Origin of the sequence: Lyngbya sp. PCC 8106 (assembly GCF_000169095.1) — a bacterium.
Lineage (GTDB): Bacteria > Cyanobacteriota > Cyanobacteriia > Cyanobacteriales > Microcoleaceae > Capilliphycus.
In genome coordinates, this window is sequence record NZ_AAVU01000005.1 from 29,185 (window position 1) to 51,415 (window position 22,231).

Below are 22,231 nucleotides of genomic sequence, written 5' to 3' on the forward strand. Positions count from 1 at the left end.
TTTTCTTCCGTTTAAAACACAGTTTATACCCAAGTTATAGAACCCGTAATTTATCACAAGTTTGGCGATTCCTAAAATTATAACTCTTATTTAAATAAATTGAATAAGTTTTTGTTGATAGCTGTTTAGAGTCTGAGCAAAAGCTCTATTTTCAATCTCAGAATTAAGCCTGAAAATCAATTTGATTTTTCTTTGACTGTTGAGCTATTTTCTTCTCTATAAATAAAAGCTTTTTTTATAGAAGTTATTTTGGGATTTTTTCGATAAATGAGTCATATAGCAATCCGATCACGGTTGTGTAGAATATTTGCTTGTAAAAGCCAAGAGGTAAAATCATGTCAGACTTTTTATCTGTTTTTAGATTTTTCACGCATCATTTAGGATTGCTATAACCACTCAATCTGCGGAATTATAACAATTCTTTTCTTAATCCAGACTTCCCACCAATTGTGTACCAATATTCCCAATGTCCACCGCTAGCAGTAGACCAATCATTCAAATCAAAAGAACCACTTCCTTCAGGATCACCAGAAATTCGATAAACTTTTACAGCTTTCCCTGAGTTATTCCAAATCATTGGCCAGCCCGGTTCCATTTGTTCAGGTAAGGCTCCATTTGTTTGTAAAAAGTAAGCATCTTGTCCAATATGTGTTCCATTTCCAAAAACTTTAGCAATGCCTTTTTCATCAATTGCCAAAAAAGCTCCTTCTTCTACACCAATAGCATAATGATCGAGTTGACCATTATCCTCATAAATCACCTTGGCGAGTAAGCCCAATAATCTTCCATATCTCGTTTCAGGATTAACCGAATTTATCCTATCCAAATGAGTATCAGTAATCACCCGTTTTAGATAGGGAACTTGAACAAAGTTACTGCGATGAATACTTTGAGTATTATAGTGAAAAGGATCATTGAGAATTTCTGAACTGAGTACCCCCTGATGTTCAGGAGCATAATAATAGTCTCCCAGAATAGCCATTCCAGCACTCGTACCCGCTAGGGGAATTTTCTTTTCATTAATCAAATAATTCAGGGCGTTCTCAGTTTCGGTTCCTTCCCAATATTCTTTATATTTATTTTGATCTCCTCCGGCGATAAACAGAGCATCAGCTTCCTGAATATATTCAATAACTTCTGAGTGATTTGCCGCTTCCCGACTATTAATAGAAAGTTCAGCCGCTGAATGAATCCACTCTCGATAATGACGACAAATCCAGTCAGCTTGACCCCCTATTTTTCCAACCCGAAGCACCAAGTATTTACCCCCTTTTGCTCTTTCTAGAAACCATTGATTCGCTTCATGTTCACCTGATTTGTTCCCTTCGGCTCCCCCAATCAATAAAATCCCGGGTTGAGAATTGATTGAAACCCGTTCTTTACTTCCACAAGCTAAATAATAATCAAAATCGGATCGACTTGACATGATTAACACCCCTTTTTTGTTCAACTTTAAAAAAGTTAATATTTTTATATATCATACTCCAAATTCATAACTCTATATGAGTATATTTTATAAATTTTTATAAATCTGAGACATTGAGTTCAGATCTAAATTGATACTGTATCTCAATTTTTAACTAACCTTGTTCTCATGATTTGATATGATGGGTGACGATGTTCAATTTTCAACCCAGAAAATCGCATGAGCGAAAATAATCAAGCTTCAAAGCCCAAAGGTGTTTTTGGTGTAGGAAATGCCTTACTCGATATTTTGGCATTAGTTGATGATAATTTCATCCAAAACCATAGTCTAAATCGAGGTGCGATGACCTTGATGGATGCCCAAAACCAGGGTAAATTATTACAGGAGTTGGAAAATCAATCTCTAGAATTGCGCTGTGGAGGTTCTGCGGCGAATACGATGATTGCGATCGCCCAAAGTGGAGGAACTGGCTACTACACGGGAAAAGTGGCTGAAGACACCAATGGCGAATTTTACCGTCAGGATATGGCGGCGTTAGGGATTGGGTTTGAAATTGCTCCTCATCTTCACCCAGACAACCCCACTGGAACTTGTTTAGTGTTGACAACTCCTGACGCTGAACGGACAATGTGTACAAACCTGGGTGTTGCAACGCAGTTATCGGTTAGTGATATTAATCTCGAACATTTGAGTCAGTGTCAATATAGCTACGTTGAAGGTTATCTTTGGGATGCAGCCGATCCTCGTAAAGCCTGTATTGAAACGATGGAACAGTCTAAACGTCATGGCGTCAAGGTTGCGTTTACCTTCTCAGATGGGTTTTTATTAGATCGCTTTACTGACGATTTTCACAAGTTAACCTCAGAATATTGTGATGTGGTCTTTTGTAATGCCTCGGAAGTGCGTCACTTTTGTCAAAGTGAGTCTTTAGAAGATTGTGCCAGCAAACTGGGTAAAATTGTCGATTTAGCTTTTATTACCGATGGTGACAAAGGCTGTCTCGTTGTTGAAAAGGGACAAATTACGCCCGTTGCTGGATTTCCGGTTAAACCTGTTGATACTGTCGGTGCAGGAGATGCGTTTGCGGGTGGAGTTCTCTACGGACTAACCAATGGTTTAACATTACAACAAGCCGCCCGTTGGGGAAATTATTTCGGTTCGTTAGTCGTGCAAATTCATGGCCCCCGTTTACCGAAATCTCCAGTTGATCAACTGCAAACCGTAATTGCGGGATAATCAACTACTTCCCCCTCGCTTTCTAGGACATAGGGTTAGGGGGAGAGTTTGAATCTTATTCAGCCTTTACTGCAAAAAAGCTAAAGTGATAGGGTAAGGGTTTCCAAGGATGAGCCTGAACTTCATGGAGTACCGTTTTACCATTCCAGGATAGATGAGGAATGCTGAGTTCGATCACGGTTTTGTTGACTGTCGCAGTCTGCATTAACTGAATTGCCTTTTTTTGATCGAGGGTGAGTTCAATAGACTCCGTACCCTGATGACCATACAAGACAGCCGGAATTAAACCCTCACGACGCAAGGCTTTGGGCTTAGTGCCTTCGGCTCGTTTTTGACATTCGATTGTAAGTGCCATTGTTCAGTAATCTCTATAAGCGTTAACATTATACGGGTCAGCCTGTAAAATTGTTTTCTGCAACGATAACGCGATCGCATTTTATTTCAAACAGGCACAACCTACAACTATATCAACAATAGGGGGTCGGTTGCAAATTTCATCGCGATCTCCAGGTCGGGTAGGTCAGACAAGCAAACGATTGGTTTAACCCGAAGGTTAATGTTCTGACGCACCACAGTATTCTAATATGATTCTGCAAACATTAAGAAAGAAATTTGGTAACTATTCCTGTCAAACTCTGCAAATCATTTATATCGGTCAATGCCAAATCTTTAAAAAGTGTTTTAGCCTGCTTATGATAGGTTTTGAATTTTGACTGTAGCAGTTCTTTTTGTTCAAGTTTAGCGCCCTTAGAAAGTATAGAATTAACAGTTGCTAACATAGCCAGAGTAATAACAACTGCTACACTTGCCGCAGCTACATCAATAATTCCTGTTGGGGGAAGAAACGACTCGACAAACAAAAATAAACTTAAACCCACAGTCTGAGACAAAAATGTAGGAAGAACTGCAATAGCTGCCGTTGGAGAGAGAATCTGACCCGTGTATAGATAATACAAAGATCCAATAGCCGCTGCCTGCGTTGCTGTTATAAAAGCAGCACTACCCGGAAGGAATGCTTCAGCCGCTACTGCTACTAATGCTGCTACAATTATTCCAACAGCATAAGGAGTTTTCTCAGCCATGTGTCTTGCGAGCAATAAGTCCTTTCCCTTTTTTTGGAGGAACTCCTCAATATCCTTACGAAGCCAATAAACCTTTCTAATATCCATTTTTGGGAGGCGACTTCTAGGGTCATAACCTTTTGCACAAGTTGGATATATTTTATCAACTTTCAAGTCATTCTTCCACTGATTTATTACCTCATCAAGAACCGTTGGATCGAGATCATCCCACTCATCAATCTTGTTGAGAACTACAAAAATTGAATCACAATGTTTTCTCAAATCATCTAGATTTTTTTTCTGAGAAGCATCTGATGATCCTGTAACGACAAAAACTCCTACATCAATATGCTTGAGGAATTTTCGAGTTACATCACTATTTTCCGCACGCACATCATCAAGTCCTGGTGAATCAATTAGACAGACTTTTTCATCAAGTTTTAAGATGGTTAAACCTTTTGTAACTCCTGAAATTGCCCCCACTTTTGCCATTTCTAAACCTTCTCTTCGGCTGTGTTGTAATAAAGCATTAATTAAAGAACTTTTTCCCGAGCTAACTTTCCCAATAATAGCAATGTTTAAAGTCTGAGATAAATCGGGTGCTTTTTCAGTAAACTTGGCTTTAACTCTATCAAAGAAACTATTCTCATCTAAACCGTCAAAAGCTGAACCACTCATTTTTTGGTAACTCCTACGACTAATGGGGTAGCAAATGACATCAACTTAATTGCTACCTCTACTATCAAGATTAAACTTCAAACATTTGATAGTCAAGAGAAGAATTACTGAACTTTTAGAAATATTTAAGTATCAAGCTACAAGATTGTTCTCCGTAAAAATACTGTTTTTTTATGTCTAGCTTTTAATATAATGGCTTTACAGTGTGTTAGGAAAACTCAAACTCATTGTTAGCAATATTGCGATGAATTTATTCAATTTCTAACGTGAAGTCACTATCCGTTATTCAATTTCTGATCTCAGACTGAAAAAATATTTATCTTTTTGAGGGGGTTTAGGGGAGCTATGAACGAAATCGTACTTGTACTCAGGTTGGTGTTGGGATACATGGACTCCCCCAGTTAAGTTTAGCGCTCAACGTCCGTAAACTTAACATTTAATGCTGTACTATTATCCAGTAAATCTACTATAATACGAGGATGCTGACACTTACTCACCGTTACCGAATCTATCCAGATGCCGCTCAAGAGCAACAAATCATTGAGTGGATGGAAACTTGTCGCAGTGCATTTAACTATGCGTTGCGAGAGATCAAAGATTGGTGTAACAGCCGTAAGTGCTTGGTCGATAGATGCTCCATAGAAAAGGAGTATATCCTCCCTGCTGAGATAAAATTTCCCGGCGAAATTCAACAGCTTAATAACTTGCCAAAAGCGAAGAAAGAATTCCCCAGACTGGGTAAAGTTCCTTCTCAAGTTCTTCAGCAAACTATTAAGCAGTTGCATAGAGGTTGGGAGTATTTCCAAAACAGAGGATTCGGTTTTCCACGCTTCAAGAAGTACGGACAGTTCAAGTCGTTGCTTTTTCCTCAATTCAAGGAGAATCCAGTAACGAACTTGCACATTAAGTTGCCCAAGATTGGAGCAATCCCAGTCAACCTGCATCGTCCTATCCCAACAGGATTTGTGGTTAAGCAGGTGAGAATTTTGAGAAAAGCTGACCGATGGTATGCGTCTATCTCCTTGCAATGTGATGTCAGCGTTCCTGACCCAAATCCACATGGTCATCCCATCGGAGTGGATGTTGGACTGGAAAAGTTTTTGGCAACGAGTGACGGTGTTCTCGTCAAACCTCCTAAGTTTTTCAAGAAGCTGCAAAGCGAGTTGAAATTACTGCAACGCAGACTTTCTAGAAAACAGAAAAGGTCTAAAAATTACGAGAAACAACGCCTTAAAGTTGCTCGACTTCACCACCAAATTGACAACACGAGAAAAGACTTTCATTACAAACAAGCTCATGCGCTTTGTGACGCGGGTGATATGGTCTTCATGGAAGATTTAGACTACCGAATAATGGCTAAAGGTATGCTCAGAAAACATACTCTTGATGCTGCATTCGGACAGTTTAGAGCTATCGTCAAATATGTTTGTTGGAAACGTGGAAAGTTCTTTGCCCAAGTCGATGCAAGGGGAACTTCTCAAGAGTGTCCTGAATGTGGCAGGGAAGTTAAAAAAGACCTGAGTGTGAGAATCCATGATTGTCCTCGTTGTGGATACAAAACAGACCGCGATATAGCCGCAGGTCAAAACATTAGAAACCGAGGAATTGAGCTAATTAGTACCGTTGGACAGACGGGAAAGGAAACTGCCTGTGCAGACGTTCTACCGGGGGCTGTTAAAAATCAGTCTAGGCAAGTGTCGAAATCCCGTAAGGGGAAAACCAGGAAAACCAAGCTGTGAAGTTTGGAAGCCCACACTGTAATTTTCGATTCAGTGTAGGAGGATGTCACTCGTCTTCTGAGCCTACCATAATTCTTTGAAGTAGATTGAGGCCTTTTTTAACGCGACGAGAAACCGTAACCGCACTAATTCCTAAGCGTTCGGCGGTTTCCTTCTGAGTTAAATCGTAAAGGAAGACAAACTCTAGAACTTTGCGAGTTCCTTCTTCTAACTTTGATAACCCTTGTTGTAAGCGAATTTGATCTTCTTGAGCCAGTTGAAAGCTACGGTAGCGGTTATCAGGAACCAGTTCTCCGAGACAGGTGGTGCCTTCGTTTTCATCTTGGACTGGAGCATCTAAACTCAAAAGGGAACGATTATAACCTGCGAGTTTGACTTGACTCCATTCCGTTTCTGAGATATTCAACCCTCGAGCGATTTCAGTATCAGTTGGCTGTCGTTTCAGTTTCACTTGGAGTTCTTGAGCCAGTTTCATTCCCTGTCGTTGGAGTGTCAACCAATGGCGGGGAACTCGGAGCGGAAGACTCTTATCTCTGAGGTAATGTTGGATTTCTCCGCGAATATACGGAATCGCAAATGAACTAAACGCATGACCCTTTGACAAGTCAAATCGTTCAATCGCCCGAATTAACCCAATACAGCCGACTTGTAGTAGGTCATCATAGTTTTCGGTACATTGATTAACCCAGTGGTGGACTTCTTTGCGAACAAGTCCGATGTTAAGCTGTACAAGCTGATTACGGAGTTCTTTTGAGTTAGAACACTGATAGTCACGCAGTAGTTCTAGAGTTTCGCACTTGATGGTGTTGGTGGCTTTGGCTAACATAGGTAGTCCTCTCGTTGGTAGAGCAGGCTTCTGGTAAAGTTTCCAGATGATTTCAGTCTTGTGATAAAACTGATTGGTAAATTATTATTTTTTTAATGTCCGTAAATTTACGGAGATCAACTTTCTAAAGATTAGAAAATATCCATAAATTCACGTAGGTATAACAGTGTGTATATACAACTGTTCAAAAACGGAGTCCTCGTTGATTCCTCCAATGCTAAGTATAAACCAAAACTTCCTCAGTGACAAGGATTAACCCAAGTTTAACAAATGTACACAAGCTATAATTTGACCTGTAAAATTCATAACCTCAAGGGTTAAATGACCCTGAAAGCCATTGATAAAAGTCTAATTTCAAGTAAAGTTTATTGAATTCTCTCGTCAATGAATGGGCAGTGAACAGATAGCTGAATCTGAAAGACTTCAGAGGATTGGTCGGGAGATGGGGAGAGAGAAAAAAACTTCTGACCTCACGACTGGAGAACTGCGATCAAAAAGAGGGACAACTAATCGTCCCTCCCCAACTTGGATTTGATTGATCTACAGATTGAACAGCCAACCCCTTGCACTGGCGCAAAAGGAAGCTATTCAACCCCACTCAAAGCCTTCTCCGACTAGGATTTAGTCGATTCTATACGACCATAAAACAAACCGCGAATCTTAACTTCAACAGCCTCTTTCGCGCCTAAATCTGAATCTGAAGGTTGTTCGCTTTCAAAAACTCCGGCAATTTCTCCGGTTTCTCCATCCACCTTAGACACTTGTAGAGAAATTTTACCTGCATCAATTTGGGTATCTGCAAGCTTGATATTCGCTTCTGCAAAATCTTCCCCATCTGCGGTTGCGGGGAGAGCCACAGCGTTATCATACCCTGTCGCTAAACCTCTGCCTTTGGGATCAAGGAAAGTAGAACCCCGATAGGAAGGAACATCAAATATGCCTTCTAGGTCAGTAGACGTATTAATGCTCGATAAACCCGCTTGACTTTGGGCGACTAATCCTTTAATCGTAAACAAGAAAGGAACTTGTTCGCCACCGGGAAGCTGAACTGTAATGGGCTGAAAATCAATGCCGTATTTTTCTTGAAAGGTGAGAACACCGTTTTTATCAAACTTTAACGTACCACCAACTTGATCAAGACTATAAGTAAATCGAGTTAACAATCGACCCGGAACAAATTCCGCTTCTTTGCGCTTGCTAGTGGGTTCTTCCTTGACAAAATAACTTGTCGGTTGCAAACATAAACCCGAAATTTCATAGGAAGTGCTAGAATCCAGTGCTATCGAACCCCGAGCTGTTTCCGGTAAACTCGGACAGTTGACTGCTAAACCTGTATTCACGATATCATCGTAGGTCAGTAACTCTGGATTTTTTGTTTCTGGCCCTGACGAGCAAGCCGTTAATACACTCAAGCACAACGCTAAAAGTGTAGCAACTAAAGCACGATATTTCATTTTTAACCTCTATATCCCCAATCAATATGTGACATATATTGAGTGATCTGTCACCGTTGCCATTAACTTCTGAGATCACAATTGACACTCTCACCCCCAGTAGAAGGATCTGTATTTTTAAGCTAGAACACTTCTGGTCTGGTTTTTGCAATTTTTCCCGAACAACGGGGAATCTGATCACAGACTTTATCGCTTGTGCAATCGGGACTTTCAATGATCGCCCAATAGAGAATTGTACATGGCTTGTGACTTTTTTTGTTGCTTAGAGTATGAATTTATAACAACCTGAGCTAAACTACTTAAGTTGATTTACTTAGGGCTTTAGGCTCCCAGAAATTTACGGACAAGCCGATCAAGCTGTCGAGATCTTCCCCAAAAACCTGAGAATTGAGAAATAATTGAGCAACCTGTACCGAATCATGGAACACGAAACCGACTTTGAATCAGAACCCTTTAAGTCTCAGTTAGAATCACTCTCGCTGACGATTCGCGACTTGAGCCAAGAAGTTCAAGGAAATACCGTAGCACTGCTGGGGATACTCCGCACCCTAGAACTCTTGCATCGAGAAATTCGAGAGGGCTGGTTTCGAGACGCTTTACCCGATAATCGTCAGGCTCTCTATGCTTTACTCAAAGAAATCGAAACCTATGGAGGCTGGCCCTATATTCCCCGAGCTTCCTTGCGATCACTCTCAGAAAAGCTTTCAGTTGAACCCGAAGATTCCCCGAGTTCCAATCAATGATGATTCAATTAAACCTCGACTCACTCATTAATTATTAATCGTGAATGTAGACCTGATATTACAACGCTTTCAACGCTTTGGGGTGCATCTGGGCTTAGAACGAATTCAAACCTTACTCGCCTGTTTGGATAATCCTGATCACCAGGTTCCGATCATTCACGTTGCGGGAACCAATGGTAAAGGCTCTGTTTGTGCTTATCTTTCCTCGATTTTGACTCAGGCAGGCTATCGAGTCGGACGCTATACTTCCCCTCATTTGGTAGACTGGACAGAACGGATCTGTATCAATGAACAGCCCATCTCTCTGACGGATCTCGAAAGAGTTCTTTTAGAAGTCGAAGCGGCGATTAATCCAGGTGAACCGTCTCCCACAAAGTTTGAGGTGATTACAGCCGCAGCATGGCTTTATTTTGCCCAACAACAGGTGGATATTGCAGTGATTGAAGTCGGTTTGGGAGGACGACTAGATGCAACAAATGTTTGCGATCGCCCGTTGGTTAGTGCTATCGTTTCGATTAGTCGCGAACATTGGCAACGTTTAGGCCCGACTCTCGCTCATATCGCCACAGAAAAAGCAGGAGTTCTCAAAGCCCAATGTCCGGCTGTGATTGGTCAACTTCCCCCAGAAGCAAAAGCGGTTGTCGAACAGCGTATTAATCAATTAAATTGTCCGGCTGTTTGGGTAGAAGCGGCGACTCCCACTCACCAAAAAAATTCAGACGGGTTAACAACTGCAATTTATCAAGAGATTGAGTATCCTTTACCGTTGTTGGGACAGGTTCAACTGATCAATTCAGCCATTGCGATCGCGACGATAAAATTATTACAACAGCAAGGATGGCAGATTTCACCCGCAGCAATTTGGCAGGGAATGACAAACACTCGCTGGTTAGGGCGGTTACAATGGACAAGTTGGCGTGATCAGCGATTGTTAGTTGATGGCGCTCATAATCCGGCAGCCGCTCAAGTTTTGCGTCAATATGTTGATAGTATAGATGTTCAATTTACCAAAGATGCCAACTCTCGACAACCGATTACTTGGGTAATGGGAATGTTATCAACAAAAGATCATGGGGATATCTTTGAGGCTTTGCTACGTTCTGGAGATCGGTTGTATTTAGTTCCCGTCCCTGATCATAGTAGCGCTGAACCGGAACAATTAGCAGTTTTAAGTCGCAGCATTTGTCCGAATTTAGCGTATTCTCAAGCTTATCCTGATTTGATTGTCGGTTTAGAGGCGGCACTTGAGTCTCGAACATCCTCAAATTTAGTTGTTTTGTGTGGTTCTCTTTATCTCGTGGGTTATTTTTTCAGCCTTCAGAATTCGACTGTTTCTTTGGAAAATAGCTCTAAAACCTGATACTTTTGATTAAGTAGTATTGTGTTTATTTCTCTATTTATCCTCATTCTTGGCATCAGTCCAGCATTTATTTATTGGTGGTTTCGACGACAAATAGAAACCCGAACGATTCGTCAGATTTCAACTGTTGGAACGGGTGTTGCGGTTACTCATTGGCGTAGATCCGACTTACCTCCAGATGCCCAATATGTCGAGGGAGTTGGCTATTTAATTGGTGATCTTTCTTGCCAATATAATGCACGTTCTTCCTATGTTCGTTGTGCTGTGAATCCTTCTGGCCCTTGTGAGAATTGTCGTTTTTATCAGGAAGTACAATCAGTTTCAGACGAAAAAAATAAACCTTGAAAGTTAACAATAACAATCAATTTTCGGAAAAAATTACCTGAATGGCTGAAGTCTCTACCTCTAAAAATTTTGTATTTTAAAAGGTGTTCAGACAAAATACAATTTTAAAAAGCAGTAGAGACAGATGAAGAAAGCTAAATCCATTCTGGTATTCACCATACTTCTCACCCTAGCGTTTGTTCAACCGAGTTTCGCCTCTGAACAAAACAGCAATGAGACTTCTAGAGAAACTACAATCTTCGACATCTTCTGGCGAGAGAGTTCCCATACAATACTATCCGCCTCCAAGACATTATTAATGAGATCATTCAATTCAAATTAACTGGGAATGATGAGATCGATCCATTTGAATAATCGGTTCCCAATTCAGTACATCATGGAGTAAGCTTTGATAACCCATTGTGTTTGGGTGTAAACCATCTACACTCAAACGCGATTTCCACCAAGTTTCACCTTGTTTTAGCCAATGTTGAAAAATATCAAGATAGGGAATATTTCGCTCTAAACACGCTAAACGAGTCGCTTCTTTGTAAAGATATTGGTTTTCGTGATTGTAGTACAAACAATCTTGAAATGGCATTTTCATTTCATCAACTGGAACCATTCCCACAAACAAAACCGGACAAAGATTTTGAGCGCTATCGAGTAAACTATTGATTACCGTTTGAAATTGTTCAAAATCAGTGTAATTGCGTCCTTGGGGAGATTGAATTCTCGCGCAGTCATTCACACCAACCGATAAAATAATCACATCAGGAACCCGGTTTCTCAGTTCACCGCGATGACGAAATTCATGTTCTAAGCGATCGCGAACCTGTACGACTCGATTTCCTCGAACGCCTAAATTATAAACCACATGACCCGGACTACCGGGTGACATCCATTGTCGTCGTAGCCGTTCAACCCAACCTCCACCTTCAGGATCACCATAGCCATAAACTAGACTATCGCCCAAAGCAACAAGCCTGAGAGAATGACGATGGACTTGGGGTAAGCGAATAACCGATGATTGGGAACTCCAAGCGACTGATGCTGGCATAGGTAATTTAGATTCGGGTTTAACTGATATACTTCAGATAGCTATATACAACAGAATTGATCAACAGTCTATTACAAAAAGTTAACACTTGCCAATGCAATCTTAAATTAATCAGGAGTTTCAAAGGTATTCACTGATCAGAAAAGGGGATTGAGGTAGTCCGTATCAAATCCTTTAAGTTGTTCGTTAACATAGAGATGTAATCTAGTATACGATTTGCGTTACTTTGAGTGGCTTCAAGGTATTTTCTGAATGTGATACAATCAAAAAACGCGAAAACCAAGCGATTAAAGCATTTAAGGCTTGACATCCCAGAGAATTCTTGTCTAGTGGGCAGCCTGTAAAAAGGTAACTGAGTAAAGCCATCAGTTTTAAATTTCCTGAAAATAGTGGAGTAGAGATCCAAAGTTGTGATTGAAAACTCAATAATAGGTTGGGTTCCAGCCGATTTTAAGCCTGTGGACAGGGTGCTGGCGACAGTCCTGGTTTGAAACAGGAAGCAAACAGTGCAAAAGTGTTGTAATGCGACGTTTTGTACAGGTTTTGTAGAACAGTAGTATGATGATTAACTCAGAGTAAATCAACTGTATGCAAAAACGTTCTACTATCGATTCTACCGAAATTACTTGTCGGGCGGCTGATTTAGTTAGTGCAGCTTCTAACCGTTATCGCATCACAGTACAAGTCGCCAACCGAGCCAAGCGCTGTCGCTATGAAGATTTTGACAGTATAGACGAGAATATTATGAAGCCAGTGTTGCGGGCGATTATTGAAATGTCTGATGAACTAACTCAACCGGAGATTATTGTAGATCGTTAGCTTCTGCGGCGAGAAGCCTCACACCTGAAAACGAAGTGTCAGTGTAAGACGGGGCTTATAAACGCTGGAAATCAATTCCAGCGACAGCCCAAAGATGAATCGCCGACAAGATCTCTAATTTCTCATAATTCCGTTATAATCAAGTACATTCGCTCTAAGTTGTCCAATGAGAAAGGTAGCAAAAGTCAGACTATACCCAACGGATGACCAGAAACAAGCCCTTGCAAAAGCGTTATTCGAGACGAAGGATTACGAGTCATCGCGGGGCGTATAAACTGCCGAAGTCAGCACCCCGCTCTAAAGAGACGGGGCATCATGCTTCTCTTTTTAGGTAGCTAGTACCCGCCTAAGTCCCTTGAGGGCTACGTTATCGGCAAGAGTTAACGTTCCGACCCGGAGATGCGTGGCCAGTCTCCGGCTCTAGAACCACAGCATTAAACAGTCCTACGAGGGGTAAGACAGTGTGTTGTGGAAAGTACCGACCGATAACTTATGCGAGGCAAACATTACCCCAGAAATGGGTGTTGGGGGCAACCATACCCCCATTAATTTTTTTACAGGCGGTTAAAACCGCTCGTGTCGAGTTTCCTCCCCGGTCTAAAGACACGGGGCTTCCACTCTACCGGACTATTTCCCGTGAATTCGGCAGACAGCTCCTTGCCTCTGGGACGGAGGCGACTGCCAGTGGAGGAGGTGTAAGACCAGCCAGAGGGCGTAAATCTTCTGTGCGGCAACTTCTGATCAATGAACAATCTGTTGATGCTTCGACCAAGACTGTTCAAGAAACTGGAAGCCTACGACCGAAAGCGAAGCGTCGGCGTAGGTAGTTCACCTAGTCCTGAATCAAAATGCTTAAGCATAAATTGATAATGGCGATCATTCAATGTTCTCAGCGATGGTATCGTTCTGTACTCTTGGCGTTAGGTTTTGCTGTTCTAACGGTGTTGGCGAGTGGGATAGAATCAAGTCCATTTCAGGGACTAGCTAAAATCAGTGGGTTAACAACTCCTGTGGCGATCGCCCAACAACCCCCAACTCGCGTTGTCAGAATTCGAGATGTTTGGCAACAAGTTTATCAACAATTGCCCGATCTCCCCAAAGAAAATGAATATGTTTCCTTAGAAAACGGAGAAGTTGCCGCCGAGGATACATTAATCGGACGATTGATTCGCTATCATGTATATGTTAAAGGACGTTCTCCCCTGTCTCGATTTGATTGGAAGCTAACATTAGCTGACTATTTGGGTGTGAATGAAGGAATGTTAGAATCTCAGTATCCAGGAGCGGGTTCATTAAAACAAAATCCTCTCGATGGCGATCGCGAAACCGTAAGAACCTTTAACCGCAGCCAAAGACAGGAGTTAGTCGATACACTTGTTAATTCCTTTGATCCCAACTCCTCGGAAAATGCGTCAGATTCTCCCGACCGTTCATCAGAAGAAACGACTCAAACCTCACCCAAAAATAATGGAAGTTCGCCCTTACCTCCTCTCCCTCAACCCGGAGACGCAGAATTATTGCAACTCTAAACAGTAAGGTCGTGAATCAGATTCTCAAAACGGGAGTAGGTTGGCGTCTAGGTTGGAATCCTAATGCTACAGAATATCACGGATTAGTGGGCGGTGACGACTGGGCGATCGAGTTAACCGAGGCGGAGTTAAATGATTTTTGTCGTCTGCTGACCCAACTAGCTGACACCATGACTCAGATGACGAGTGAGTTAATGGATGAAGAAAAAATTACCTGTGAAGCCGAAAGTGAGTTGATTTGGATGCAGGTTGAAGGTTATCCTGATGATTACAATTTGCAGTTTATTCTCAATACAGGGCGAAGAGGAGAAGGAAGTTGGCCGGCTGAAGTCGTCCCCGCAATAATTCAGACAACAAAAATATTAAATGTTTACTAATCAGTATTTATCATGCTATACTAGATAAGTCTGTTCGGGGCGTAGCGCAGCTTGGTAGCGCACCACTTTGGGGTAGTGGGGGTCGTGGGTTCAAATCCCGCCGCTCCGATTTTGTTTGTAACCTTATATTCACGTTGTTTCAAGCTTTTTACTCAAACCTGAGTTACTTGCTTGAAACAATGTAACTGTAAGGGTTTATGTTGAACGGGACTGGCCGGACTCGAACCGGCGACCTAGCGCTTCAGATTGGTGTAAGTTTCCTCACTCTCTGGACTCTCCCTTCACCATTGGCGAAAAGCCTTTAGGTGGTGGCCGTCGAGTCTCTGCACCTTCTTTATCTTCTTCTGAGATAAAGCTTGGCTCAAGATTACCTTATCCTAACATGAACTTAGGCTTCCTTGAATTTGACCACATTCACGCCCAGAGTTTCCTCTGAGGGTGCCCGATCATTCAGGAGGCGCTTGCTCTATCCATCTGAGCCACAGCCCCAAGTTAGTTCTCTCTACTCCATCTTAACAAATGATGTCGAAGTTTTCAGCTTCCCATTTTACAGCAAGTAATGAGAGATTCAATTCACCCAAACTTCTGTCCAGGGATGACCCCCAACTTCTACGCCACACTGATCACTTTTAGCCTCTAAAATGACCTCTTTACCCTGTTTTAATTCTAAGCTGACTTCCGCTTGCATCGTATCTCGACAAAAGAAAATTAATCCATCTTGGGTGGGGGCGCGTAAGGGAGTTCCGGGTTGGTTTGTTGTCGCGGTTAACGTCACTTGAAACTGTTGATTTTTGGCTTGAACTTGCCATTTTCCCCAAGGTTCAATTTGCCAGGAAACTTGAGAATTCCAAGGAACAAATTCATAAAATTGCCCTTGATAATGAATACCAATCATGGCGACAGATTCCATCCAGGTTAATACTCCCCGTCTTCCTCCTCCTGCGGTTAAGGCTAAATCGGGTTCATTTTCAAAACAATTACAATTAATCCAAAACCATTTTTGTGGAAACGCCCCACCCCAATTTTTCTCACTATAAGCAGGTGCATGATTAAACTCATAAATTGTATCATTCCACTCGATCCAACCTGTGGCTAACCCATGCGCCATTAAAATCTGCCAACCCGGTTCAAAAATCGGCAGAAAAGATAACCATCCGGCTGTAGACTGTTGAGATTGACCTAGATTTCCCCATCCATAAATCGGTTGGGTTGAATATTCCCAACGACAGGTTTGTTGAGTTCCAGGATCATGTAAAATACCCTGATGCCAAGTGGTTGTAACTTGATAACCTTGTTGAATATGATGATTAAAAAGTTGAGGTTCGAGATATCCTGGCGCTGAACTTAAATCCGTTTGACCCCAGTGACCCAATTCTAAGGCTTCTGGAGATGCCCAAAACGTCTTGACATCGGGAAAGGTTCGACAGAGATAACCATCATCTGGGCCTAAAATTTGCGCCCCACCGCCACTGTGAAGATTTCCACCAATGGGGTCTTCGATGGAATACATAAATGCAAAGGTTTGACGGGCCTCAAGTAGGGTAACGCGAAAATACCAACCTTCAAAAAAACGATGTTCACTTCCATCCCAGTGATAGTGACTGTGGGGAGTTTGCAGAGGGTTTTGTTGAGACATACAGATGTGAGGAATCTAACCGATATTAGCTGTTTATTTTTGCGAAGTTCCGTTACGTTTTATTATAGTCGATTTCATCTATAAATTCAAAAAAAATCCTGTTTGTTCTCAATAAAAATAGTTGTTAACCTAATATTTTATCAAAAATTTTTACTGCTTTAATAATTGTTTTATTTTCAAACAAATATGATCATATTGAGTGTCTTCCCAAACCGGAATAGAGTTTTGAATAGAAATCGATTCCTTTAACTCAATCCAAGATCGACAACCTCCATAACTCGAATCATAGGGAATTTCATAAATCGAGGATAGTTTATAGGGTTTTAACAGGAGTAAAAACAAGGGAGTTCGGGGTTTAAACTTGACCCGTTCCTGCACAAAATTTTCATTCCAAATTAGAAAAGGCAGTAAATCAGAAATCAACACTTCTGCTTGTGATGTTTCTATTGCTAAAACATCCGTAATTTCTGCCCAACTGCTAATTTTAATCGTTTGGGGATGCCAAAGTGAGGGAACAGCTTGTACTTGAGACGCATATTCAGGTAAAAGTAAATTAGGCTTTTGGTGTTCAAAAGTCGGATATAATAAAACCTGTTGATATTCTACAGAAAACTGACCCTTTTGTTCTCGAATTCCCCCTTTTCGCAGAAGTAAAATCGTGTTCCCTCTCTCTAAAGCATTAACGGCAATATTCCACTCTTTTAACGCTTGTTTGATTTTAACTTCCATAAGATAGACACAGAATTAGCAATTTGTCCTTACAATAATAGAATCAGCACTATTGAATCAGTTAGGAGTCTACCATGAAACAGCGATCTCTGGGTACATCTAATCTTTCAATTACCCCGATCATTATGGGAACTTGGCAAGCGGGAAAACGAGGTTGGGCGGGGATAAAGGATGAAGAAACGAGCAAAGCAATTCGGGCAGCATTTGAAGCGGGAATAACGACAGTAGACACCGCAGAAATTTATGGGGATGGTCATTCAGAACAAATCGTCGCTAAAGCATTATCCGATGTTCGAGATCAAGTCATTTACGCCACAAAAGTTTTCCCCAACCATCTCAAGTATAATCAAGTAATCGAAGCTTGCGATCGCTCTTTAAAAAATCTAGAGACAGACTACATTGATCTGTATCAAATTCATTGGCCGTCTGGGAATTTTAAAAGCGAATTTGTTCCGATTGAAGAAACAATGAAAGCCTTGAATAAACTCAAAGAACAAGGTAAAATTCTCACGATTGGAGTGTCTAACTTTTCTTTAGAGCAATTGGTAGAAGCCTCTCAGTATGGTCGAATTGACAGTTTACAGCCGCCCTATTCTTTGTTTTGGCGTAAAGTCGAAAAAGATCTTCAACCCTATTGCGTCGAAAATAACATTTCAATTCTGTCCTATTCTTCTTTAGCCCAAGGATTCTTAACGGGGAAATTCGGCCCGGATCATCAATTTGCAGAAGGCGATCATCGATCTTCTAATAAGTTATTTGCGGATCAAGAGAACTACGCCCGAGTTCAAACTGCATTAGAAAAATTGCGTCTGATTGCAGACCGAAATCAATGCACATTAGCCCAGTTATCTCTGGCTTGGTTAATTGCTCAACCTCAAACCAGTGCGATTGTGGGGGCGCGTCACGAGGAACAATCTCAACAAAATGCCAAAGCAGGGACAATCAAACTCTCAGAGCGTGATTTAGAAGAAATTGACCATATTGGACGGATTGTAACTGATCCATTGGATGATGATCTGATGATGTGGAATTTCTAGAATTTCAGGAGTATTTTGGGGGGGTTAAAAGTCGGGAGATGGGGAAAAAGAAAAGCACTTTTTCTCCTAAATTTCACAACAATCCTCGATAACGAATAAAAATCAAAATTGCCGCCCATGATCCTAAAGCCACTTTAATCGCTACCAGGATGTTCAGCAAGGGAATGACTCCACCACTAATCAGTGAACCTAATTGTCCGTGTGGTAGTTCAACTCCGGTTAGCGTGATCACAGCCAGGAGAATAAAAACCAAAACCGAAACCTTTTCCCAGGTCGCGGCTTGCCAACGTTGGTAGATATCCTGCATCCACTGATATGATGAGGTAATAGCCACCAATCCGATCGCGGTTCCTCCAGCAACACCCGCAGCAAAACCCCCACCTGGACTCAAATGTCCGCGAATTGCCAGTTCAATACTGACTAATGCGGCAATTGTAGCGCCCAGACGAGCTAAAACAATCGAGGGTTGATCATTAAACTGATAGATTGTGCAAGATGGGCTTTCATTCGCCAGCAGATATTTAGCCCCCATAATTGCGATCGAAAAGACCACAACTTCAAAGATTGTGTCATACAAACGATTTCTAAAGATAATACCCGAAACGGCATTCGGAACCCCACTATCTTGTACAACTAATTCGAGAATTGACGGATCAGATAACTCCAGTTCAGGGTTCGGTAGAACTAGCATTTTAATATAGAGTGCGATCCCGGCGATAACATAAACCCATTTCATAGAAACCTCTTTTTAATTGGAAAACAAAGTAAAGTCTTTAGGCTGGAGTCCGTCTACACAATCTTAGTCTTTCGCTGTGTCGAGGAGTATTAATTTAATTCTCGTCTCCCTTCCAATGCGCGGGCGAGGGTGATCTCATCAGCATATTCTAAATCTCCACCCATCGGTAAACCAAACGCAATGCGGGTGACGCGCGTAAAAGGTTTGATTAGCTGTCCCAGATACAAAGTAGTCGTTTCCCCTTCCACACTCGGACTAATGGCAATAATCACTTCTTTGACCTGATTTTGACTGACTCGCCGCACTAGAGGTTCAATGGTTAATTGTTCTGGGCCAATGCCATCCATCGGGGAAATGACACCCCCTAAGACATGATATTTTCCTCGATATTCTCGGGTTTTTTCAATAGCTATCACATCCCGAGAATCACTCACAACACAAATAGTCTCATTATCTCGCTGCGGATGGCGACAAATATCACAAATCGGTTCAGCCGATAAGTGAAAACACACTTTACATAAGCCCACCTGTTTCTTCGCATCTAACAAAGCTTGGGCAAGGGCTTCAACTTCTGTCTCTGAACGTTTAATAATATACATCGCCAAACGTTGAGCAGTTTTGGGGCCAACTCCCGGAAGGCGTTGCAATTGTTCGATCAAACGGGCAAGGGGACGAGTATAAACCGTTGGACTACCTCCAAGACTGAAAATTCTATTCTAAGATTGTAACTATTTTAGAACTGATATTCCCCACTTCCTATGAATCTCAAAAGGCAAACGATTGTTGCTTTTGTTTCCCCCGCAATTCCCCTGGCTGCACTGGGTTTGCCGATGGTGGTCTACCTTCCACCCTTTTATGCAGAAGAAATGGGACTCGGTTTGTCTCTAGTGGGTACAGTTTTTATGATTACTCGCTTCTGGGATGTTTTCACCGATCCGGTTCTCGGAATTCTCAGCGATAAAGTCACAACCCCGTTAGGAAGGCGACGTCATTGGATCATTATCTCCGTTCCCATTTTAATGATCTGTGTTTTCAAGATCTTTATCCCTCAACCGGGTGTTGGTGGAACTTATCTCCTGGTTTGGATGATACTGCTGTATGTTGGTTGGACTTTATTGAGTATTTCCCATATGTCTTGGGGGGCTGAACTCTCCTCAGACTATTATGAGCGATCGCGGGTGCAAGGGTGGCGGGAGTTTGCCCTAATTTTTGGGATGTTGGCTGTTTTGATCTTGCCTGCAATGATTGAACACCTCTCCAATGGAGGTGCTTCTCAGCAGGTTGCTGCGATGGGTTGGTTTGTGATCATACTTTTGCCCATTACTGTGGCGATCGCTGTTTCTCTGGTGTCTGAACGTCCGATCCCGAAGTCGTCTCCGATTTGTTGGAAACAGGCAACTGTTCTGCTGTTTAAAAATAAGCTACTGAGACGGGTTCTTTTAGCTGATTTATGTACAGGAATTGCCCCTGGAATCACCGGAGCGCTCTATATTTTCTTTGTGGATTCTGTGATGGATCTCGGTAAATGGTCAAGCTTAATGTTGTTGATCTATTTTATTGCCAGCTTTTGTGGGATACCTTTTTGGATTCGTTTAAGCTATCGTCTAGAAAAACACCAAACATTTACCATTGCGATGTTTATATCTCAGTTACACTTTTGGTAATCCTATTGATTGAACCGGGCAATATTTGGTTTTACGGTTTCTGCAATATTCTATTTGGATTAGCATCGGGTGCCGGAGCTTTTCTATTACGCTCAATTATGGCAGATGTAACGGATCAGGATTATCTCGAATCAGGGACACAACGCACAGGCCTCTACTATTCTATGCTGACCATGACAAACAAAATTGGTTACGCGGTTGCTGTGGGTGTTATTTATCCGATACTCGACTGGATTGGTTTTGTTCCTGGCGGAGTGAATACCCCTGAGACGATCGCAACTCTCAAATATATATTCGTTTTTACTCCAATTCCCATCTGGCTTTTAGCAGCAATAATCATGTGGAACTTTCCTTTAGATAGCAAGAAGCAAGAACATCTCCGTCGTCTCCTCGATGAACGAGAGGAGTTGTTATCGCAAGAGTCAGAGGTTTGAAATTAAACTCGAACTTCACTGAGGTTTGACAGAATTTATCTTTCCTAATTGACTTCAAAACCCGGCTTCTTAAATATTTATAAACCGGGTTTATTTTTAAATCAAATCATGGAGGATTTATCGTAAGGCTGCGTCTCTTAGTTCAGCCGGACGTACAGAAATTTGTTGAGTTTGTTCGCCTCGTTGTACCTTAATATTTAAGGGTTGATTGACCCGACTGAGTTCTACTTTCTGTTGGAGTTGATCGGCTGTTGTAATCGTTTCGTCGTCAATTTGAGTAATCACATCACCGCGACGTATACCGGAACTCGCTGCTGGACTATCAGGAATAATTTCAACGACTAATACGCCTTTGATTTCTGGAACTAATAAAGGTGAATTAGGATTGCGATTAAACTCTTTGGCAATATCTGGTGTCAGCGTCACCATCCGCACCCCAATATAAGGATGAGAAATTTGCTCACCTCGGGCTAATTTGTCTTGAATAGATTTAGCTTTATCGATAGGAATTGCAAATCCAATCCCTTGACCATCTGCCCGAATTGCGGTATTAATGCCAATCACTTCGCCTTGATTATTTAATAACGGCCCGCCCGAATTTCCAGGGTTAATTGCCGCATCAGTTTGAATAAAATCTAAGCGTTTGTCGGGAATACCTACTTGAGAACTCGGACGATTTAAAGTGCTAACAATTCCTAAAGTTACAGTGTTATCTAATCCTAAAGGATTTCCCACTGCAATCGCCCAATCTCCAACTTGAACTTCGTCAGAATTTCCTAAAGGAGCAACGGGTAAATTATTTCCATTAATTTTAACAACAGCTAAATCTGAGGGTTCATCAACACCTCGAACCTCGCCTTGAAATTCTCGTCCGTCTTTGAGAATAACAGTTACTTTATCAGCACCTTTGACCACATGAGCATTTGTTAAAATAATGCCGTTGCTGTCAACAATAAATCCTGATCCTTGTCCCCGTTGTTGATATTCTTGCGGGTTTTGAGGGGCAAAGTCTTCACCAAAAAAGCGACGAAAAAACGGATCATCAAAGAAAGGATCAAAGTTGCGTGTTACCGTGCGTTCAGTATCGAGTCGGACAACCGCTGGCCCCACTTTGTTAACCGCAGCAGTCACAAAGTTACTAACGGCGGGATTTGTTGGGGAAATAGCAACAGTTTGGGGTTGAGGTTGAACCGCGACAACTTCTGTGACAGAACTACTATTTGCATTAGCAGGAGGTAGCACCAAAGCGGGAAATACACGCAAGGAGAGTAGGGTTAAACCTACACTTAAAAGAATTGTCAAAACATAGCTACTAATCTGAGAGACTGAAAAACGGGGTTGTTCATAGGATGGCATAAATTCC

General features: G+C 41.8%; 22 protein-coding genes, 1 tRNA gene and 1 pseudogene. 13 read left to right on the top strand and 11 right to left on the bottom strand.

The genetic code is table 11. The annotated features are described in order from the left end of the window. Positions 1–409: 409 nt before the first annotated feature. Positions 410–1,426 (bottom strand): cyanophycinase, encoded by a 1,017-nt coding sequence (locus L8106_RS04820; protein WP_009783089.1) that lies wholly within the window; start codon positions 1,424–1,426, stop codon positions 410–412. A 219-nt stretch (positions 1,427–1,645) separates the two neighbouring features. On the opposite strand from L8106_RS04820, the gene L8106_RS04825 reads away from it, so the two are divergent. After that, on the top strand, positions 1,646–2,662 hold the full coding sequence (locus L8106_RS04825; protein ID WP_009783090.1) for an adenosine kinase: 1,017 nt from the start codon (positions 1,646–1,648) through the stop codon (positions 2,660–2,662). 55 nt (positions 2,663–2,717) lie between these two features. Here L8106_RS04825 and rplY read toward each other — a convergent pair whose 3' ends face one another. Continuing rightward, positions 2,718–3,017 (bottom strand): 50S ribosomal protein L25, encoded by a 300-nt coding sequence (gene rplY / locus L8106_RS04830; protein ID WP_009783091.1) that lies wholly within the window; start codon positions 3,015–3,017, stop codon positions 2,718–2,720. Between the two features lie 244 nt (positions 3,018–3,261). Continuing rightward, positions 3,262–4,401 (bottom strand): GTPase, encoded by a 1,140-nt coding sequence (locus tag L8106_RS04835; protein WP_009783092.1) that lies wholly within the window; start codon positions 4,399–4,401, stop codon positions 3,262–3,264. Between the two features lie 479 nt (positions 4,402–4,880). On the opposite strand from L8106_RS04835, the gene L8106_RS04840 reads away from it, so the two are divergent. After that, on the top strand, positions 4,881–6,140 hold the full coding sequence (locus L8106_RS04840) for an RNA-guided endonuclease TnpB family protein (protein ID WP_009783093.1): 1,260 nt from the start codon (positions 4,881–4,883) through the stop codon (positions 6,138–6,140). Between the two features lie 46 nt (positions 6,141–6,186). Here L8106_RS04840 and L8106_RS04845 read toward each other — a convergent pair whose 3' ends face one another. After that, positions 6,187–6,966, bottom strand: a complete 780-nt coding sequence (locus tag L8106_RS04845; RefSeq protein WP_009783094.1) for an RNA polymerase sigma factor SigF — start codon at positions 6,964–6,966, stop codon at positions 6,187–6,189. A 614-nt stretch (positions 6,967–7,580) separates the two neighbouring features. Then, on the bottom strand, positions 7,581–8,420 hold the full coding sequence (locus L8106_RS04850) for a photosystem II manganese-stabilizing polypeptide (protein WP_009783095.1): 840 nt from the start codon (positions 8,418–8,420) through the stop codon (positions 7,581–7,583). Between the two features lie 419 nt (positions 8,421–8,839). Here L8106_RS04850 and L8106_RS04855 point away from each other — a divergent pair, with 419 nt between their 5' ends. From L8106_RS04855 to L8106_RS04865, 3 genes are read left to right on the top strand one after another with little or no spacing between them, the layout of a single operon-like run. Next, complete coding sequence (locus L8106_RS04855) at positions 8,840–9,163, top strand: hypothetical protein (RefSeq protein ID WP_009783096.1); 324 nt, start codon at positions 8,840–8,842, stop codon at positions 9,161–9,163. Positions 9,164–9,203: 40 nt separating this feature from the next. Beyond that, on the top strand, positions 9,204–10,523 hold the full coding sequence (locus L8106_RS04860) for a folylpolyglutamate synthase/dihydrofolate synthase family protein (protein ID WP_009783097.1): 1,320 nt from the start codon (positions 9,204–9,206) through the stop codon (positions 10,521–10,523). Between the two features lie 21 nt (positions 10,524–10,544). Next, positions 10,545–10,868, top strand: a complete 324-nt coding sequence (locus L8106_RS04865) for a DUF6464 family protein (RefSeq protein WP_009783098.1) — start codon at positions 10,545–10,547, stop codon at positions 10,866–10,868. Between the two features lie 313 nt (positions 10,869–11,181). On the opposite strand, the gene L8106_RS04870 is transcribed toward L8106_RS04865, so the two are convergent. Then, a complete protein-coding gene (locus L8106_RS04870; RefSeq protein WP_009783099.1) occupies positions 11,182–11,907 on the bottom strand; it encodes a GDSL-type esterase/lipase family protein in 726 nt (241 codons plus the stop codon). Between the two features lie 588 nt (positions 11,908–12,495). Here L8106_RS04870 and L8106_RS04875 point away from each other — a divergent pair. From L8106_RS04875 to L8106_RS04895, 6 genes are all read left to right on the top strand, one after another. Continuing rightward, the gene (locus tag L8106_RS04875) at positions 12,496–12,726 is read left to right on the top strand and encodes a DNA-directed RNA polymerase subunit omega (protein WP_009783100.1); all 231 of its coding nucleotides are present in this window, start codon (positions 12,496–12,498) and stop codon (positions 12,724–12,726) included. 166 nt (positions 12,727–12,892) lie between these two features. Next, a complete protein-coding gene (locus tag L8106_RS34405) occupies positions 12,893–13,000 on the top strand; it encodes a helix-turn-helix domain-containing protein (RefSeq protein ID WP_156803590.1) in 108 nt (35 codons plus the stop codon). Positions 13,001–13,187: 187 nt separating this feature from the next. Continuing rightward, the gene (locus L8106_RS04880) at positions 13,188–13,553 is read left to right on the top strand and encodes a hypothetical protein (protein WP_156803591.1); all 366 of its coding nucleotides are present in this window, start codon (positions 13,188–13,190) and stop codon (positions 13,551–13,553) included. Positions 13,554–13,574: 21 nt separating this feature from the next. Further along, positions 13,575–14,255, top strand: coding sequence for a hypothetical protein (locus L8106_RS04885; RefSeq protein WP_156803592.1), 681 nt, complete (start codon positions 13,575–13,577; stop codon positions 14,253–14,255). A gap of 11 nt (positions 14,256–14,266) precedes the next feature. Beyond that, positions 14,267–14,632 carry a DUF1818 family protein gene (locus tag L8106_RS04890; protein WP_009783103.1) on the top strand — a complete coding sequence of 122 codons (366 nt, stop codon included), beginning with the start codon at positions 14,267–14,269 and terminating at the stop codon, positions 14,630–14,632. Between the two features lie 35 nt (positions 14,633–14,667). Beyond that, positions 14,668–14,741, top strand: a tRNA-Pro gene (locus L8106_RS04895). Between the two features lie 459 nt (positions 14,742–15,200). Here the strand turns inward: L8106_RS04895 and L8106_RS04900 are convergent. Both L8106_RS04900 and L8106_RS04905 read right to left on the bottom strand, forming a co-directional pair. Continuing rightward, positions 15,201–16,268 carry a tocopherol cyclase family protein gene (locus tag L8106_RS04900; RefSeq protein WP_009783104.1) on the bottom strand — a complete coding sequence of 356 codons (1,068 nt, stop codon included), beginning with the start codon at positions 16,266–16,268 and terminating at the stop codon, positions 15,201–15,203. Positions 16,269–16,418: 150 nt separating this feature from the next. Further along, the gene (locus tag L8106_RS04905; protein ID WP_009783105.1) at positions 16,419–16,997 is read right to left on the bottom strand and encodes a DUF1802 family protein; all 579 of its coding nucleotides are present in this window, start codon (positions 16,995–16,997) and stop codon (positions 16,419–16,421) included. A 74-nt stretch (positions 16,998–17,071) separates the two neighbouring features. Here L8106_RS04905 and L8106_RS04910 point away from each other — a divergent pair, with 74 nt between their 5' ends. After that, positions 17,072–18,034 carry an aldo/keto reductase gene (locus tag L8106_RS04910; RefSeq protein ID WP_009783106.1) on the top strand — a complete coding sequence of 321 codons (963 nt, stop codon included), beginning with the start codon at positions 17,072–17,074 and terminating at the stop codon, positions 18,032–18,034. Positions 18,035–18,107: 73 nt separating this feature from the next. On the opposite strand, the gene L8106_RS04915 is transcribed toward L8106_RS04910, so the two are convergent. Together L8106_RS04915 and recR are read right to left on the bottom strand one after the other, a co-directional pair. Beyond that, the gene (locus L8106_RS04915; RefSeq protein WP_009783107.1) at positions 18,108–18,770 is read right to left on the bottom strand and encodes a Na(+)/H(+) antiporter subunit B; all 663 of its coding nucleotides are present in this window, start codon (positions 18,768–18,770) and stop codon (positions 18,108–18,110) included. A gap of 89 nt (positions 18,771–18,859) precedes the next feature. Then, on the bottom strand, positions 18,860–19,480 hold the full coding sequence (recR, locus tag L8106_RS04920) for a recombination mediator RecR (protein WP_071941367.1): 621 nt from the start codon (positions 19,478–19,480) through the stop codon (positions 18,860–18,862). Between the two features lie 120 nt (positions 19,481–19,600). On the opposite strand from recR, the pseudogene L8106_RS04925 reads away from it, so the two are divergent. Then, positions 19,601–20,868 (top strand): annotated as a pseudogene (locus L8106_RS04925) (MFS transporter). 117 nt (positions 20,869–20,985) lie between these two features. Here L8106_RS04925 and L8106_RS04930 read toward each other — a convergent pair. Beyond that, complete coding sequence (locus L8106_RS04930; protein ID WP_009783111.1) at positions 20,986–22,224, bottom strand: HhoA/HhoB/HtrA family serine endopeptidase; 1,239 nt, start codon at positions 22,222–22,224, stop codon at positions 20,986–20,988. Positions 22,225–22,231 lie beyond the last annotated feature (7 nt).